At 65.2% G+C, this 16158-nt stretch carries 15 protein-coding genes and 1 pseudogene; all 16 read right to left on the bottom strand.

Annotated features, from left to right (window positions below; genetic code table 11):
- Positions 1–49: 49 nt before the first annotated feature.
- Positions 50–628, bottom strand: a complete 579-nt coding sequence (locus ACZK13_RS09805) for a PilZ domain-containing protein (RefSeq protein ID WP_253143089.1) — start codon at positions 626–628, stop codon at positions 50–52.
- A complete protein-coding gene (locus tag ACZK13_RS09810) occupies positions 625–915 on the bottom strand; it encodes a hypothetical protein (protein ID WP_125895720.1) in 291 nt (96 codons plus the stop codon). The genes ACZK13_RS09805 and ACZK13_RS09810 overlap by 4 nt, the downstream gene beginning before the upstream one ends.
- A complete protein-coding gene (gene fliS, locus ACZK13_RS09815; protein ID WP_049398118.1) occupies positions 912–1331 on the bottom strand; it encodes a flagellar export chaperone FliS in 420 nt (139 codons plus the stop codon). The genes ACZK13_RS09810 and fliS overlap by 4 nt, the downstream gene beginning before the upstream one ends.
- Positions 1332–1456: 125 nt before the next feature.
- Positions 1457–2797, bottom strand: a complete 1341-nt coding sequence (fliD, locus tag ACZK13_RS09820; RefSeq protein ID WP_049421909.1) for a flagellar filament capping protein FliD — start codon at positions 2795–2797, stop codon at positions 1457–1459.
- A gap of 183 nt (positions 2798–2980) precedes the next feature.
- A complete protein-coding gene (locus tag ACZK13_RS09825) occupies positions 2981–4525 on the bottom strand; it encodes a flagellin N-terminal helical domain-containing protein (RefSeq protein WP_253143090.1) in 1545 nt (514 codons plus the stop codon).
- Between the two features lie 222 nt (positions 4526–4747).
- Complete coding sequence (locus ACZK13_RS09830) at positions 4748–5530, bottom strand: flagellin (protein WP_317618044.1); 783 nt, start codon at positions 5528–5530, stop codon at positions 4748–4750.
- A gap of 33 nt (positions 5531–5563) precedes the next feature.
- Positions 5564–6295: pseudogene (locus tag ACZK13_RS09835) on the bottom strand (flagellin N-terminal helical domain-containing protein); the annotation flags it as partial.
- Positions 6296–6381: 86 nt separating this feature from the next.
- Positions 6382–7590, bottom strand: a complete 1209-nt coding sequence (gene flgL, locus ACZK13_RS09840) for a flagellar hook-associated protein FlgL (protein ID WP_049398114.1) — start codon at positions 7588–7590, stop codon at positions 6382–6384.
- Entirely contained in the window at positions 7587–9467 is a 1881-nt protein-coding gene (gene flgK / locus ACZK13_RS09845) for a flagellar hook-associated protein FlgK (RefSeq protein WP_253143091.1), read from the bottom strand. Before flgK ends, flgL begins: the two co-directional genes overlap by 4 nt.
- An 8-nt stretch (positions 9468–9475) precedes the next feature.
- Positions 9476–10675, bottom strand: coding sequence for a flagellar assembly peptidoglycan hydrolase FlgJ (flgJ, locus tag ACZK13_RS09850; RefSeq protein WP_032127379.1), 1200 nt, complete (start codon positions 10673–10675; stop codon positions 9476–9478).
- 1 nt (position 10676) lies between these two features.
- Positions 10677–11813 carry a flagellar basal body P-ring protein FlgI gene (locus tag ACZK13_RS09855; RefSeq protein WP_049421917.1) on the bottom strand — a complete coding sequence of 379 codons (1137 nt, stop codon included), beginning with the start codon at positions 11811–11813 and terminating at the stop codon, positions 10677–10679.
- A 2-nt stretch (positions 11814–11815) separates the two neighbouring features.
- Positions 11816–12508, bottom strand: coding sequence for a flagellar basal body L-ring protein FlgH (flgH, locus tag ACZK13_RS09860; RefSeq protein ID WP_010485899.1), 693 nt, complete (start codon positions 12506–12508; stop codon positions 11816–11818).
- Between the two features lie 22 nt (positions 12509–12530).
- Positions 12531–13316, bottom strand: a complete 786-nt coding sequence (gene flgG, locus ACZK13_RS09865; RefSeq protein ID WP_005409571.1) for a flagellar basal-body rod protein FlgG — start codon at positions 13314–13316, stop codon at positions 12531–12533.
- A gap of 102 nt (positions 13317–13418) precedes the next feature.
- Entirely contained in the window at positions 13419–14168 is a 750-nt protein-coding gene (locus ACZK13_RS09870) for a flagellar basal body rod protein FlgF (RefSeq protein ID WP_032127377.1), read from the bottom strand.
- A 32-nt stretch (positions 14169–14200) separates the two neighbouring features.
- The gene (gene flgE, locus ACZK13_RS09875) at positions 14201–15424 is read right to left on the bottom strand and encodes a flagellar hook protein FlgE (protein ID WP_107431886.1); all 1224 of its coding nucleotides are present in this window, start codon (positions 15422–15424) and stop codon (positions 14201–14203) included.
- A 32-nt stretch (positions 15425–15456) separates the two neighbouring features.
- Positions 15457–16140, bottom strand: coding sequence for a flagellar hook assembly protein FlgD (locus ACZK13_RS09880; RefSeq protein WP_253143092.1), 684 nt, complete (start codon positions 16138–16140; stop codon positions 15457–15459).
- Between the last annotated feature and the right edge of the window lie 18 nt (positions 16141–16158).

Genomic DNA, 16158 nt, shown 5'->3' on the forward strand with positions numbered 1-16158 from the left:
CTGAACGGGCGCGCCAAGGGTTGCCCATCCGGCGTCATGGTGGCAGGTTTCAGCGGGCGCGGCGTGCTTCGGCCACCTGGCGGCGATGCAGGCGGAACAGATGCCGCTCCATTGCCATCTCCAGGCCATCGCCAAGACGCTGGAAACGCAGCCACAGATAGTGACCACCGCCACCGTCCGCCGCTTCGGCGATCACGTCCACGGGCAGGTCGATATGGTCAGGCAGCCAGTCGCTGGGCTGCAGGCGCACCAGGCCGGCCTGGCCGGGGCTGGCGCCGCTGCGCGGCCCCAGTTGCAGGCGGATGCCACGGCGCGACCAGCGCACCGGGCGCAGCGTCAGTTCCTGGCCCTGCTGGCGTACCAGACGGCCGAGCAGCACCATCGCCAGATCCAGCTTGGCTTCCAGCCGCTGCAGTTGCAGGCTGGACTCATTGCGGTCGTCGTGCTCGTCAACGCGGCTGTCCTCGACCAGGGCCAGGCTGCGCAGCAGACCTTCGGCACTGCTGGTGCGACCGGCGGCGCTGCCTGCCTGGAACTCGGCCGGCAAGGCCAGCTCGCAGCTGAGCGTTTCGTCGAACAGCTCGCTTTCGGCGGGGTGGTGCAGCGACGTGGTCGGCAGTTGGGTCATGCGAGTGATTCTGCCTGCAGGTAGGCATGCGCCGCGCGAAGGGAGCGGCCGGTGTGCTTCAGGTGAGCTGCGGCTTCATCGCGGAGGGAGATCATGCGCGCCAGTACGCGTTGCTGGTGGTCGCGCAACGCGAGGATGGCGGCATCACTGGGGCGCTCGACAACCAGCGACAGGGCAGCCACGGCTTCCAGGTGTTCGGCCATCAGCCGTTCGCTGGTGTCGTGGTCCTCGCCCTCGAGGCTGGTTTCCAGCGTATCAAGGGCGTCGTGCATAGTCTGAAGGTTCATGGCGCCACCGCTTTGGTGACCTGGCGCTGGTCTGCCGGAATCGCGTTCCAGGCCGAGTCGATCTCCACCATCAAGCCCAGGGCTTCCTTCAGTGCGGTCGGATCGTTGTGCAGGTTGCCCTCGGTCAGGCGCATGATGACGAAGTCGTACAGTGCCGACAGATTGCCGGCAATCTCGCCACCGGCTTCGTGATCGAGCGAGCCGTTGAGGTGGCCGACGATGGCGCAGGCTTCGCCGATGGCCTTGCCCTTGCGCGCCTGGTCATTCTGCTGCAAAGAGGCTTCAGCGGTGCGGATGCGCTCGCAGGCACCGGCCAGCAGCAGCGCTACCAACTTGTGTGGATCGGCATCGACGACCGAGGTGGTCACGCCGACTTTTCGGTACTGCTCGGCGAACTGCCGATTGGAACCGTACATAGGGGAAGTCTCCTGGAATGCCTGCCCATCCGCGTGGGTTGAGGGGTTCGGCACGGGTCTAACGGGTTATCGGCGCAGCCGGGGCTCTTCTTGAGTACCGACTGCGCCGGAAAAATGCCTGGAAATCAGTTGCCGAGCTGCTGGATGAGCGAGCCGCCGGCCGATTGCATCTGTGTGACCATCTTTTCCATCGCGGTGAACTGCTTGGTGTAGCGGTCGGCCACCTTTTCCATGTTCTTGTCCAGCTCGTCCAGCTGCTTTTCCAGTGCCTTGATCTGCTTGTTCAAGGTCGCCGTACGCTGGGTGATCGTGCCGGTGGTCGCGTCCAGGCTGCTCTTGAGCAGTTCGGTCATCGGCTTGCCCAGCGCGCCCTCTGCACCGAACAGCTTGGTGGCGGCCTCCGGGTTCTTCGCCAGCGCGGTGTCGAGCTTGGCGCCATCAAGGCTCATGCTGCCGTCGGCGGCAATGGTGATTCCCAGATCCTTGAGGTCGTTGACGTTCGCACTCAGCTGGGCGCGCAGCTGCTGCTGCAGGCCACGGACCATGGCGTCGCCGGTCATGGTCGAGGCCGTGCGCGTCTCAGCGTTGTAAGCGCTGGAATTCTTCAACGTGGTCTGGATGCCGTTGTAGGCGGTGATGAAGGCCGTGAGATTGGTCTTCAGCGTGCTGTTGTCCGGAGTGACGGTCAGCGTCTGCGTCTCGCCTTCCTTCGCCTTGGTCAGGGTGAGGCTGATGCCGGGTACCAGGTCGGTGATCGTGTTGGAGCTGCTGGTGCGGGTGAAACCATCCACCACCACCACTGCATCCTTGGCGGGCACCATCTCGGTCATCTTCGATGCGGATGTGCCGTCATAGGCCAGCTCGGAGAGTCCGCCATTGCCGCCACTGGCGCTGACCTTCAACGCGCCCTTGCTGCCGGAATCAACGGCGGTCAATACCAGGTGCATGCCATCGTCGGCGGTCACCACGGCCGCGGTGACGCCCTTGCTCTCGGCGGCGGAATTGATCTCGGCTGCGATCTTCTCCATCGTCGCGCCGGGTTCGATGTTCACGCTGATGGACTTGTCGCCGTATGCGATCGTCAGCGTTCCGTCGCCAACCACGGCGTCCTTTGTATACGCCTTGGAGCTGAGCTTCTGGTTCTGTGCCAGGGATTTGACTTCCACCTGGTGGCTGCCCGCAGCGGCCTTGCCGGCGGTCGTGCTGGTGTCCAGGGTCGCAGTGAAGTTCGACTCGGTTGGCGTGCTGACTTTCAGGCCGGGGGTGGCCACACCCTTGACCAGGGTCTTCAGCGCGCTCTGCAGACCTGTCATCCCGCTTTTGATGGTGCCAAGCGCCGAAAGCTTGGCGCTGGCGGCAACACCCGCCGAGTTGATCTGCTTTTCCCGGGGCTCGCGTTCCTTGGCGGTCAGCTGTGCAACCAGGCTGGGAATGTCGAGGCCGGAACCAATCGTGCCGATGGCCATGAGGGGAATCCTTTTTCTTGGACGGGCCGGGCGGGTGTCCTGCACCTGCTATCGGCCTGGGAGGGGCGAGCTTGAGCGTGGAAACGCTCTCCAGCCTTCTGCAAGGCCCATGCCAATCCGCCACCGGGCACGAAGAAGGGGGCTTGCGCCCCCTTCCCGTTGTTGCCTTGTACTACCGCTGGATCAGCGCAGCAGGCTCAGCACGTTCTGGCTGGACTGGTTGGCCTGGGCCAGCATGGCGGTACCGGCCTGCTGCAGGATCTGGTTGCGGGTCAGCTCGGCGGTTTCCGAAGCGTAGTCCACGTCGCGGATGCGGCTGCGGGCAGCCGACATGTTTTCCGACGAGGTGTTCAGGTTCGCAACCACCGAGGTGAAGCGGTTCTGGATCGCACCCAGGTCGGCGCGGGCGGAGTTGATCGAGTTCAGGGCTGCGTCCATCGCCAGGATGGCGTTGTCGGCACCGTCCTTCGAGGAGATGTCGAGATCAGCAAAGCCGGTCTTGGCCCCACCTGCAGCGTAGTTGTTGGTGGCAGCGGCGGTCAGGCCAGTCTGCTCCTTAACCGCAGCGGCATCGTCTCCGCCGGCTACCACGCCGATGGTGAAGTTGCCTTCCTTGCCGGTCAGCTGGACCTTGCCCTCCACCAACGCGGCAGTGACACCGGTTTCATGGGTCTTGGCATTGACGGCATTGACCATCTGAGTGGCGCGGTCGCCTGCATTCTTCGCGCCATCCAATTCAATCGTAACCGGCTGGCCCACAGCACCGTTGACGGTGCCCGCGATGGTGAAGCTGGTCTTGTTGTAGCTTGCCGCTACTGCCTGGGTACCATTCGTCACGGCTGCCGCAAAGCCCGCGCCACCGAAGCCGCTGCCTGCCTGGCCGCCAGTCTGAGCGATGGTGAAGTTCGAACCATCGGCCTTGCTGAATTGAATGTTGTTGCCGGCAACCGTACCGGACACCGAGATACCGGCCGCCTTCAGTGCATCGCTCTTGTCGTTGATCGCGGTCTGGATGTCAGCTGCGCTTACAGCGGTGCCTGCGGCGCGGTCAATGATATCGACGCCACCAACGCTCAGCTTGAATGCAGTGGCACCCGTGGTATCAACTGCAGTGAACGTGCCGGAGACGGCGGAAGTGGACTTGACTGCTTCCACAGCGCCGCCGTCCGGGAGTCCGCCAGTTACCGAAGCGTCATGCGATGCGCTGGTCCAGTTACCCAGCTTGCTGATGTTGGCGTTGGCAACCTGCGAGATGTTGATCGTCTGGCCCTGGTTGGCGCCGATCTGGAATGCCTGGTTGGTGAAGGTACCGTCCAGCAGGTTGGTGCCGTTGAAGTTGGTCTGTTCGGCGACGCGCTGAATTTCCTGCTTCAGCAGCTGCACTTCGGCGTTCAGGGCCTGACGGTCGGAATCAGAGTTGGTGGCGCTGCGCGACTGCACGGCCAGCTCGCGGACGCGCTGCAGGTTGTTGCCGATCTCACCCAGTGCGCCTTCGGCGGTCTGGGCCAGCGAGATGCCGTCGTTGGCGTTGCGGGCGGCCTGGTTGGCGCCGCGGATCTGGGTGGTGAAGCGCTCGGAGATCGCCAGGCCGGCGGCATCGTCCTTGGCGCTGTTGATGCGCATGCCCGAGGACAGGCGCTGAATGGTGGTGGCCAGGTTGGCGCCGCTGGTGCCCAGGTTGCGCTGGGCGTTCAGCGACATGGTGTTGGTGTTGATGACTTGTGCCATGGTGCGGTTTCCTTGTAGGCAGTGTGTCCGGCAGAGCAGCCTGACCGGTTTCGGGGGGCAGTGGCTGGCGTCCCCCCAAGGGGTGTGCTACCGCTGCTGAAATCAATAACGGCACTACCCCTCCGGCCTTTAGCGGAGTTTCGATCCTTTTTTCTCTGGTCAAACGAAAAGGCCCCGCCATCTGCATGGCGGGGCCCGGCTCCAGCTCGAGTGGTGCAGGTATTACGACTGCAGCAGGCGCAGTACGTTCTGCGGCACCTGGTTGGCCTGGGCCAGCATGGCCGTGCCGGCCTGCTGCAGGATCTGCCCGCGGGTCAGTTCGGCGGTTTCCTGTGCGTAGTCAACGTCGCGGATGCGGCTGCGTGCGGCGGACAGGTTCTCCGAATTGGTGTTCAGATTGGCGATGGTCGAGGTGAAGCGGTTCTGGATCGCGCCGAGGTCGGCGCGGGCCGAATTGACCGACTGCAGCGCCGCATCCATGGCGAGGATGGCGTTGTCGGCGTTGGCCTGGTTGGAGATATCCAGTTCTGCAAAGCCCGTCTGGGCCGTACCTGCGGTGAATGCCGTGCCATTGGTGGCGCTGCTGCCTGCCGTCAGGCCAGTGGCATTGGCCAGCGCGGTGGCGCTCAGCGAGCCACCAATGGTGAAGTTGCCTTCCTTGTTTTCCAGCTGCACCTTTCCGTCGATCAGCGATGCGGTGACGCCGGTTTCGTGGGTCTTGGCGTTGATGGCGTTCACCAGCAACGTATTGCGTTCCGAGGCGTTCTTTGCGGCGCCAACGTTGATGTCGACCACGCCACTGCCATCGGCCTTGGTCAGCGTCAGCTGGCCGGCAGTGATGGCGGGGAAATCAGCAGCAATTGCCGGCGTGCCGTTTTGATGGTTGGCGACAAAGGCGCCAGTGGCGAAGCCCTCACCGGTACCAGCGCCGGTGACGGTGATCGGCAGATCATTGCCGTCGGCGCGCGAGAACGCCAAGGTGCCGGCAGCGACGGTGCCACTCATGGTGATGCCGGCGGCGGCCAATGCATCGGACTTGCTGGCCAGTGCTGCGGTAATGTCAGCGGCGGTGACATTGGCGCCAGCAGCAGCGGTATGGATCGAAATGCCGCCTACTGAGAAGCTGAAAGCAGGAGCAGCGGCCGCGACATCATTGAAAATGCCGGAGGTACCCGAGGTCGTCGGAATCGCAGCCTCGGCGCCACCGGTCGCAGTCTTGCCGGCCACGCTTGCCGGGGTCGAGGCACTGGTCCAGTCGCCCAGCTTGTGCACATTCGCATTGGTGATCTGCGAGATGTTGATGGTCTGGCCCTGGTCGGCGCCGATCTGGAAGGCCTGGTTGGTGAAGCTGCCGTCCAGCAGGCTGGTGCCGTTGAAGTTGGTCTGCTCCGCAACGCGCTGGATTTCCTGCTTCAGCAGCTGCACTTCGGCGTTCAGCGCCTGGCGGTCCGAGGCCGAGTTGGTCGCGCTGCGGGCCTGAACGGCCAGTTCGCGGATGCGCTGAAGATTGTTGCCGACTTCGCCCAGTGCGCCTTCAGCGGTCTGCGCCAGCGAGATGCCGTCGTTGGCGTTGCGCGCGGCCTGGTTGATGCCACGGATCTGGGTGGTGAAACGCTCGGAGATCGCCAGACCGGCGGCGTCGTCCTTGGCACTGTTGATGCGCATGCCCGAGGACAGGCGCTGGATCGAGGTGGCCAGCGAGCTGCTGCTGGTGGACAGGTTGCGCTGAGCGTTCAGCGACATGGTGTTGGTGTTGATGATCTGTGCCATGGTGCTTCTCCGTGGTTGCTCGGTTGTTTCGGTGTGGAAGGCGCGGGACGCGCCGTGCTGGAAGACGGATGGAACGGGGAAAGGGACTAGCGGATCTTGTTGAACAGGGACATCGCCTGCATCTGGCTGAAGATCGTCTGGGCGGCTTGAAGGGCGGCGGTCTCCAGCTTGTATTGGCCGATGGCATCGGCGTAATCGAGGTCGCGCATCGTCGAGAGGGTGCTCTTGACGGTGACGGCTGTGGCTTCGCGGGCGCTGGCCGCGGTATCGATGGCGGCCAGCTGGGCGCCGCCCTTGGCGCGGGCGTCGATCATCGTTTCCGAGGCCCTGTTGAGGTCGCGGATGCTGGACTGCAGCGTGTTCTGCAGCGCCGTGCGCTGGCTTTCGGTGGACGGGTCGGTTTCCAGTGCGGCGACCAGTTTGTCCAGGGTGGAGAAGATGTCGCGGCTACCCGCGTCGCTGACGTTGAACTGATCACCGGCGGCTGGCTTGCCCTCGATGCGCATGCGTACGCCGCCAACGACAATGTCCTCGCCGGGTTTGTGGGTTCCGCTGCCGACCACTGTGCCGGTGCCATCAACCACCTCATAGGCACCTTCGGCAGTGCCGGTGAAGCGGACATTGAGCGTGCCGCCGGCCCAGCTGCCGCTGCCGTCACGGCTGACTGAGGTCAACAGGCCACTGCCGGTGTTGCCGGCGGCCGCGCTGGCATCCACACGGCCATCGCCGGTGGGGATGCGCATGAAGATCTCGCTGCCGGGCAGGGCGTCGGAGACCAGTTGGCCCGGTGCCACCTCCACCTGCCGCTGGTTCTGGTCACCGCTGTAGGTCACGGTGCCGCCGCTTCGCTGGAACGGGGCGTCAGCGTCGTTGCTGCCACCGAACAGGTAGCGTCCGCTGCCATCCCGGGAATTGGCCAGCGACAGCAGGCTTTCCTGGATGGTCTTCAGCTCGCTGACGATGGCCTTGAGGTCACTGGCCTTGGGCACCGGGCTGTTGGCCTGGATACTCAACTCCACGGCGCGCGACATGAGCTCATTGACCTGAGCCAAGGCGTTTTCCTGCAGGCCCAGGCGGTTCTGCACGCTGTTGGCGTTCTTGCCGAGCTGCTCGAGCCCGGCCACGACACGGTCCAGGCCAACGGCCGTACCTGCAGCGACCGGGTCGTCCTTGGCGGAGGTGATCTTGCTGCCAGTCGCGATCTGCTGCTCGAGGTGGCTGATTTTCGACTGCTTGGCGAGCATCAGCGACACGGACTGGTTGAACATCATCCCGGTGGAAATTCGGCTGCTCATCGACGGACGGCTCCCAGGATGGTCTGGAACATGTTGTCGGCGGTGGAGATCAGCTGTGAGGCGGCCTGATAGGCCTGCTGCAACCGCAGCATGTCGGCTGCTTCCTCATCCAGGTTGACGCCGGAGATCTCGTCGCGGGCTGCCTGCGCCTTGTCCGTGATGACCTGCTGCGCGTCCAGCGAGTACTCGGCCGAACGTGCCGCCGCGCCGACCTGCGTGGTCAACCCCCCCAGCGCACCGTTGAGGGTGACGGTGCCGCCGTTGAACGCCTTGGCGTCCTCGACCTTGGCCAGCTTTGCCGCGTTGCTGTTGTCCGACGAGCCTGCCGGAGTAGGGCTGATATTGAAGGTGTCGCCGACCTTCGGTGCGCCGTCCAGCACGAAGCTCCAGCCATTGGCGCTGATGGTCTGGCCCGGCGTGTAGGTCTGCGGCGGCCCACCGTTGATGGTGTAGGTGGTCGCCGACGTGAACACGATTGCGGCTGGGTCGCGCAGGTTCGGATTGGATACGTCGTTGACGGTGACGCCGGTCAGCTTCCCGGTGCCGGTGTTGGCCAGTGCAGCCGTACCCTTGACCGCTGCCGCTGCGGCGATGCGGGAGGGATCGGTGATGGCGGTTTCCAGGCTTCCGGCGACGCCCGCGGTCGGCTGCAGGAGGAAACGGTCGTTGGTGGCCGGGGTGCCGCCGACCACCAGCCTGACGCCATTGATCACCAGCGGATCGGCGGTCGTGCCCGTACCGGTCAACGCAACGGTGGCGCCAGTGTCGGCGCGGGTTGCCTGCCACTGGGTGCCGTCGAACTTGAGGACGATGTTCTGTGCCTCCAGCTTGGAGAGGTCACCGTAGGTCGCAGTGAGGCTGCCGGTACCGGTATTGCTCGCGTTGGGCGTGACGCGTGGGTTGCCGATGGTGAAGAAGTCGCCGCCCATCTTGCCGTACAGGTCCACGCCCTGGTGGTGCGCCTGGTTGAAGCTCTCGGCCAGGCCGACGGCGAGCTTGCCCAGTTCGGCCTGGGCCGGTGTCAGCACGGTTTCGCGGAACTCGAGCATGCCGCCGATCTTTCCGCCCACTGCCTTGGGATCGAGCGTGATCGTGTTGCCCTGGGTTTCCAGCGCCAGTTGCAGGCGTTCGGGCTGGTATGGATCGGTCACCGTAGTGACCTTGGACGCGGTCGTGCCCACCACCAGCGCATTGCCGCCTGCGGTATAGACGTTCATCACGCCGCCATCCTGGACGACGGCAGTGCCACCGGTGTAACCGATCAGCTGCGAGATCAGCTGGTCGCGACGGTCGAGCAGGTCCGGCGCCGCGTTGGCCACGTTGCTGCCAATGGCGCCGTTGATCTGCGCAATCTCCTGCGCCAGGCGATTGACTTCCGTGGCGCCGGCAATGAGCCCGTTGTTGACCTCGCTGCTCAGGTTGTTCATCTGCGTGTTGAGCTGCACGAAGCGGCTCGCCAGGGCCTTGCCGCCATCGAGCAGGCTCTGCCGGTCGGCCGTGCCGGCCGCGTTGGACGAAAGGCCACTGACGGCGTCGAAGAAGTTGGACCAGGAGCCGGCGACATTCGTGGCCGGGTCCGAGAACAGGGCATTCACCCGGTCGGCCATGCCCGAAAGCTGCTTCAGGCGTGCCAGCTCGCCGCTGCTGTCGAGCAGGCGCGAGATGGCCAGCTGGTCGGCAGCACGGCGGATATCGGTGATGCGGGTGCCGCTGCCAACGTCCCCAAAGCCGTAGTTCTGCGGATCAGACGTGGCGAAGTCGACCTTCTGCCGGCTGTAGCCAGGGGTGTTGATGTTGGCGACGTTGTGGCTGGTGGTCGCCAACGCACGCTGGAAGGCGAGCAGGGCACCAGTACCGGTGGAAAGTACGCTGGACATGGGGTTCCTCAACGACGAGTGATACCCAGCGCCGCGGTTGCGGTGCTGGCGAAGGTCTGGCCAAGGCGTGAGCCGGCATCGGCGACGGCGCTGACGGCGCGCTCGATGGTCGGTCCGCCGGCGATCGCGGCGATCTTGGCCGCATAGCGCGGATCGGTGGCGTAGCCGGCGCGCTGCAGGCCGCGGGCGAAGCCCTGCACGTCGGTGCCGGCCTGCAGGGCCTGCTGGTAACGCGGGCTGGTCTTCAGCAGGCGCACATAGTCGGCGAAGCTCTCGGCCGGCGAACTGTAGGCGCGGAAGCTGGCGGTCTCGTTGCGGCGCACGCCATCGACATATTCGTGGGTGCCGGCCACGGCGCGCTGGCCGTTCCAGCCATTGGCCTTGATGCCGAACAGGTTGTGCGAAGTGCTGCCGTCGGCATGCTTGATGTGGCGCTTGCCCCAGCCGGTTTCCAGCGCCGCCTGGGCGACCAGGGCGCGGGCATCCACGCCCAGTTCCTTGGCTGCACTCTGCGCGTGCTGCCAGATGCTGGCAACGAAGCCTTCCGGGGTGTGCTCGCCCAGCTGGGCGACGGCGGTACGGGTGGCCATCGCATCGGCCGGGCTGATCGCGGTGCCGCGATTGCTGGCGGTGGCGGACCACTGGTCGCCGTTGGCGGCCCAGTCCTCGCCCTGCAGGCTGCCGATGTACGGATCCTCGGTGCCCAACGAGCGGTGCATGCTGCTGCTCTCGCGGCCGGCGATCAGGTCCAGCGCCTGTTCCATCGGTGCGACTGCCGCCTGCGCACCGTGCTGTGCACCGGCGGCCATCTGCTGCAGCAGGCGCACGGCCTGACTGCCGTCTTCCAGCGGCAGCGACGGTGCCGGCTTGGCCGGTGCATTGAGCTGGTAGGCACGACTGGCCTTGGCCGGGTCCACGCGGGTATCCAGCGCCGGGCCGTCGGCGGCCTGGCCGGACAGCTGCCGGCTGATCATGCCCGACAGGCCCAGGCCCTTGCCGCGGGTCATCGCCTCGGCAATCTTCTGGTCGTACATCTCGCGGAACATCTTGTTTTCGCCGGGGAACAGCGAGTCGCCGAAGCTGGCGTCACGCATGCTCTTGACCAGCATCTGCGCGAACTGGCCTTCCAGCTGGCGCGCGACCTTGTCGATCTTGGCCGGATCGTTCTGTTGCGCCGGGTGCAGATCGAATGCGGGAGTGATACGCATATCAGATCACCTCGAGCTCGGCACTCAGTGCGCCGGCCTGCTTCAGGGCTTCCAGGATCGCGATGAGATCGCCCGGTGCCGCGCCCACGGCGTTCACCGCGTGCACGATCTCGTCCAGGGTGGTGCCGCCGCTGAACTTGAACATGCGGCTGCCGTCGTTGGTGGCGGTGATGGTCGACTGCGGGCTGGCCACGGTGCGGCCGCCGGACAGCGCATTGGGCTGGCTGACGTTGGTGTTTTCCTGGATGGTCACGGTCAGCGAACCATGCGAGATCGCCGCAGGTCCCACGCGCACCTGTTGGCCGATGACCACGGTGCCGGTACGCGAATTGACCACCACCTTGGCCGGGGCGCTGCCGGGGGTCAGTTCCAGGTTCTCGATTCGCGCCAGCAGGCCGATGCGTGCGCCCGGATCGGTCGGCGCGGTAACCGCTACGGTCACGCCGTCGACCGCACGCGCGGCACCTTCGCCGAAGGCGTTGTTGAGCGCGGCAACCATGCGCGAGACCGTGGTGAAGTCGTTGTTGTGCAGGTTCAGGGTGATGTCGCCGCCGTTGGCCAACGGATCGGGCAGGGCACGTTCAACGGTGGCACCGTTGGGAATGCGGCCGACGCTGGGCACGTTCACCGAGACACGGGAACCATCCTTGCCCTGCGCACCAAAGCCGCCGACGATCAGGTTGCCCTGGGCGATGGCATAGATCTGGCCGTCAGCACCGCGCAGCGGCGCCATCAGCAGCGAACCGCCACGCAGCGAGACCGCGTTGCCGATCGAGGACACGGTGATGTCGATCGGCTGGCCCGGCTTGGCGAACGGCGGCAGTTCGGCGTGGATCGCCACGGCGGCCACGTTCTTCAGCTGCGGGTTGACGTTCGGCGGCACGTTGACGCCCAGTTCGCCGAGCAGGTTCTTCAGGCTCTGCACGGTGAAGGGTGCCTGGCTGGTGCGGTCGCCGCTGCCATCCAGGCCGACCACCAGGCCATAACCCACCAGCGCATTGCCGCGCACGCCGCCGACCTGGGCTAGGTCCTTGATGCGCTCGGCGCTGGCAGGGGCAGCCACGACCAGCAGCATCAGCGCGACGAACGACGCCATGCGTCGCTGCCAGGAAGAAGAGGAGAAGAGTTTCATGGCCATACTCAGAACGGCGTCAGGCCGGAGTTGAAGAAGCGGCTCAGCCAGCCCATCGCGTTGGACTGCGCGACGGGACCGCGGCCGCCGTAGACGATGCGGGCCTCGGCCACGCGGCTGGACGGAATGGTGTTGTCCTGGCTGATGTCGCCCGGGCGCACGATGCCCTGCACCTGTACCAGTTCATCGCCCTGGTTGAGCCGCAGGTTCTTCTGCCCCTGCACCACCAGGTTGCCGTTGGGCAGGCGTTGGACCACGGTGACGGTGACGCTGCCCTGCAGGCGGTTGCTCTGCGCGCTGTTGCCCTTGCCGGTGAAGTCACGCGCGCCCTTGGCTGTGGCACTCAGGATGTCCTTGCCGCCGAGGGTGACCGGAGCGCCGAGAATGGACGGCGTTCCCAGGCTCAGGTTCGATTCCTTGTTGGTGGCCGTGTTGGCGCTGGTCTGCGCGGTGGTGTTTTCCAGCAGGGTGATGGTCAACAGGTCGCCAACATCGCGCGCGCGCCGGTCCGAATACAGCTGCAGGGTCGGGCCGGCAGCGTAGATCGCACCGGCGGTCGGCTGTGCCTGCGGCGGCATGATCGGCTGGATCGGTGCCATCGTCGGGTAGGGGCGCACGTCGCCCGCGATCACGCAGCCACCGAGCAGGGCGGCCACGGCGCAGGCGAGAGCAGTGCGGGCGAAGTTGGAAATGGGCGACATGGCGGTTTCCCGATTTGGCCGGTCAGAGCTTGTTGTTGAGATAACCGAGCATCGAGTCGGTGGTGGAGATCGCCTTGGCGTTCATCTCGTAGGCGCGCTGGGTTTCGATCATCGACACCAGCTCTTCCACCACGTTGACGTTGCTGCCTTCCAGCGCGCCCTGCACCACAGTGCCGAGGCCGTTGAGGCCGGGGTTGCCGTTCTGTGCCGGGCCGGACGCAGTGGTCTCCAGGAACAGGTTCTCGCCACGTGCCTGCAGGCCAGCGGGATTGACGAAGTCGGTCAGGGTCAGTGCGCCGACTTCCACCGAGGCGGCGCCGTCGGCCATCTTCACGCTGATGGTGCCATCGGTGCCGATGGTCACCGACTGCGCGCCTTCGGGAATCTGGATGCCCGGCTGCACCGGGTAGCCGCTGTTGGTGACCAGCTCGCTGTCCTGGTTGATCTTGAACGAGCCATCACGGGTGTAGGCCGAGCTGCCATCAGGCATCTGAACTTCGAAGAAGCCGCGGCCATTGACCATCACGTCCAGGGCGCGGCCGGTCTGCTGCTGGCCACCCTGTTCAAAGTTCTTGGCGGTGGCGACCACGCGCACGCCGGTACCCAGCTGCAGGCCGGTGGGCAGCTGCGTCTGCGCCGACGAGGAGCCGCCGGGCTGCCGTACCTGCTGGTACAGCAGGTCTTCAAAACTGGCACGGTCCTGCTTGAAGCCGGTGGTGTTGGTGTTGGCGAGGTTGTTGGAAACCACCGACATGCGCATCTGCTGCGCATCCAGTCCGGTTTTCGCGATCCACAATGCCTGGTTCATCTTCGATGTCCTGTCTGCTGAAGCCGGCCGCGTGGTGCGGCCCTTGTATGCGGGTGTGCAAGCGGTGTGCCAGCGCCGGCATCAACCGGCGCCGGAATTCCGTCAGCTGCCCAGGCGCAGCATGCTGTTGGCGCTGCGCGCGTTTTCGTCGCCGTGCTTGATCACCTGCACCTGCATTTCGTACTGGCGCTGCAGCTGGATCATCTGCACCAGCGCGCCAGCGGCATCCACGTTGCTGCCTTCCAGCTGGCCGCTGTGCACGGCCGTGCCCTGTGCCGGTGCGAACGGCTGCAGCGGGTCGGTGTTGCGGAACAGGCCATCCAGCCCACGCTCCAGGCGTTCATCCGGTGCCTGCACCACTTTGATGCGACCGATCTGCGCCATGGTCTGCGGACCTTCGCCCTGCGGGATGATCGAGAGCGTGCCGTCGGCACCGATCTCCATCGCCTGGTAGGGCGGAATGGCGATCGGGTTGTTGTTGTCATCCAGCACCGGGCGGCCGCTGGAGGTCACCAGCTGGCCGTTCGGCGTCACCGACAACGCCGCGCCGCGCGTGTACGCCTCGCTGCCGTCACTGGACTGCACGGCCAGCCAGGTGCCGGTCTGCAGGGACAGGTCCAGCGGTTTGCCGGTGATGTGCTGCGAACCGGGCGTGCGGTTGAATCCGGCGTCGACATGCAGCGCATCCACCCGCGAGGCAAAGCCCGGGCCACGGATCGGGAAGGCTTCGGTGTTGGCCAGCGCTTCCTTGAAGCCGGGGGTGTCGGAGTTGGCGAGGTTGTGGCTGAGCGTACCCTGCGCCTGCAGGGAGGCGCGGGCACCGGTCATCGCCACGTAAAGGGCTTTATCCATGCGGGGAGTTCCGTGACAGGGTCAGCAGGTCATCAACGGATGTTGATGACGGTCTGGGTGATCTGGTCCTGCGTGGTGATCATCTGCGCGTTGGCCTGGAAGTTGCGCTGCGCGGTGATCATGTTGACCAGCTGCTCGGTGAGGTCGACGGTGGACGCTTCCAGCGAGCCGGCCTGGATCTTGCCGAGGTTGGAGGTGTCCGGCATGCCGGTGCGCGGCGTGCCCGACTCGAACGTCTCCACCCACAGGTTGTTGCCCTTCTGCTCCAGACCCTGCGTGTTGTTGAACGTGGTCAGTGCGACCTGGCCGAGGGGCTTGTCGTCGCCGTTGGAGTAGCGGGCATAGACCACGCCGGTTTCCGACACGGTGATCTCGTTGAGCTTGCCGGCGGCGTAGCCGTCCTGCTGGGTGTTGCGCAGCGCGAACTTCTCGCCGTACTGGGTCGAGCCGCTGATATCCAGCGTCATGTTCAGCTGGCCCGCGCCGGTGGTCGGGGTGAAAGTACCGAGGCTGACCTTGCCGTTGGCAGGATTGGTCAGCTTGCCGCTGTTGTCGAACGTCACCGGGGTCGGTGCGCCGGCCGGCTGGCCATCCACGTAGTTGCGCACGGTCCACTCGTTGGGGTTGGCGCCTTTCACGAAGTACGAGACCTGGATGTGGCTCACGCCCAGCGAGTCGTACACGGTGATGCCGCCGCTGGAGTGGTTGTAGCTGTTGGAGTCGGTCGGATCGAAATTGGTGACCGTCGGTTGCTTGGCGTTGGCGGGCAGGGTGAAACCGACCTTCACTTCGCTGGTCTGCTTCGGCGCGCTGTCGGTAGTCAGCAGCTGCAGGTCCACCAGGCGGCCTGCATCGAAGTTGGTGCCATCGGCGTTCGGCGCGAACACCTGCAGGCGTGCGCCCTGTGGGTTGATCACATAGCCGGCGGAATCGGTCTGGAAGTTGCCGGCACGCGAGTACACGCGCGAGCCGTTCATGTTCATTGTGAAGAAGCCCTCACCGGAGATCGCCATGTCCAGGCTGCGGCCGGTCTGCTCGTTGTGGCCCTGGATGAATTGTTGGGCCACGTTGGAAACACGCACGCCCGAGCCGGTCTGGTTCTTCGACAGGCCGTAGCTGGTGGAGGCGAACAGGTCAGCGAACTCGGCGCGTGATTGCTTGAAGCCGGCGGTATTGACGTTGGCGACGTTGTTGGCGGTGACGCTCAGGTCGGTATTGGCGGCATTGATGCCGGACAGGGAGACGTTGAAGCCCATGGGATGCTCCTGGTAGATGCGGAATGTGCGGCTCAGCTGACGCGGAGCACGTAGTCGATCGGGGCCGTGCCCAGGCCCTTGAGATTCAGGTACAGGCCGTCGGAGCCGACGGTCACGCTCTCCACCGGGGCCTGCACGAAGGTGGACAGCTTGGTGCTCTTGCCGGCGGTGTCGACGTGGTTGGCGACGATGGAGTACTTGCCCGGTTCCATGCGCTTGCCGTTGGCGTCCTTGCCGTCCCACTGAAACGCGGTTTCGCCAGCGGCCTTGGCTTCTACGCTCAGCGAGGTGACCTTGGTGCCGTTGGCATCGGTGATGTCGACGGTCACGATGCCGGCCGAGGGCGCAGCCACCGTGCCTTCGACGCTGCCTTCCTTTTCCAGTACCAGCTTTTCCGACGGCACCAGTACCTGGTGGCCAACCAGCGCAGCACCGCGCAGCACCTGGTCGCTGGCCATCGATTCCTGGAAACCCTTCACCGTCTTGTTCAGATCGGTGATGCCCTGCACGGTGGACATCTGCGCCATCTGCGCGACCATCTGCGTGTTGTCCATCGGCTTCAGCGGATCCTGGTGCTGCAGCTGCTCGGTCATCAGGCGCAGGAAGTCCGCCTGGTCCAGCGTGTTCTTCTTCTTGGTGGCGTTGCTGTTCGGGGCGTTCAGGCCCAGCGCGGAATAGACGTCCTGGCTGGTCTGGTTGTTGACGGCGGTGGTCATGGCGGTATCCGGTGCTGC

The organism is Stenotrophomonas sp. 99219_Sma (assembly GCF_056480785.1).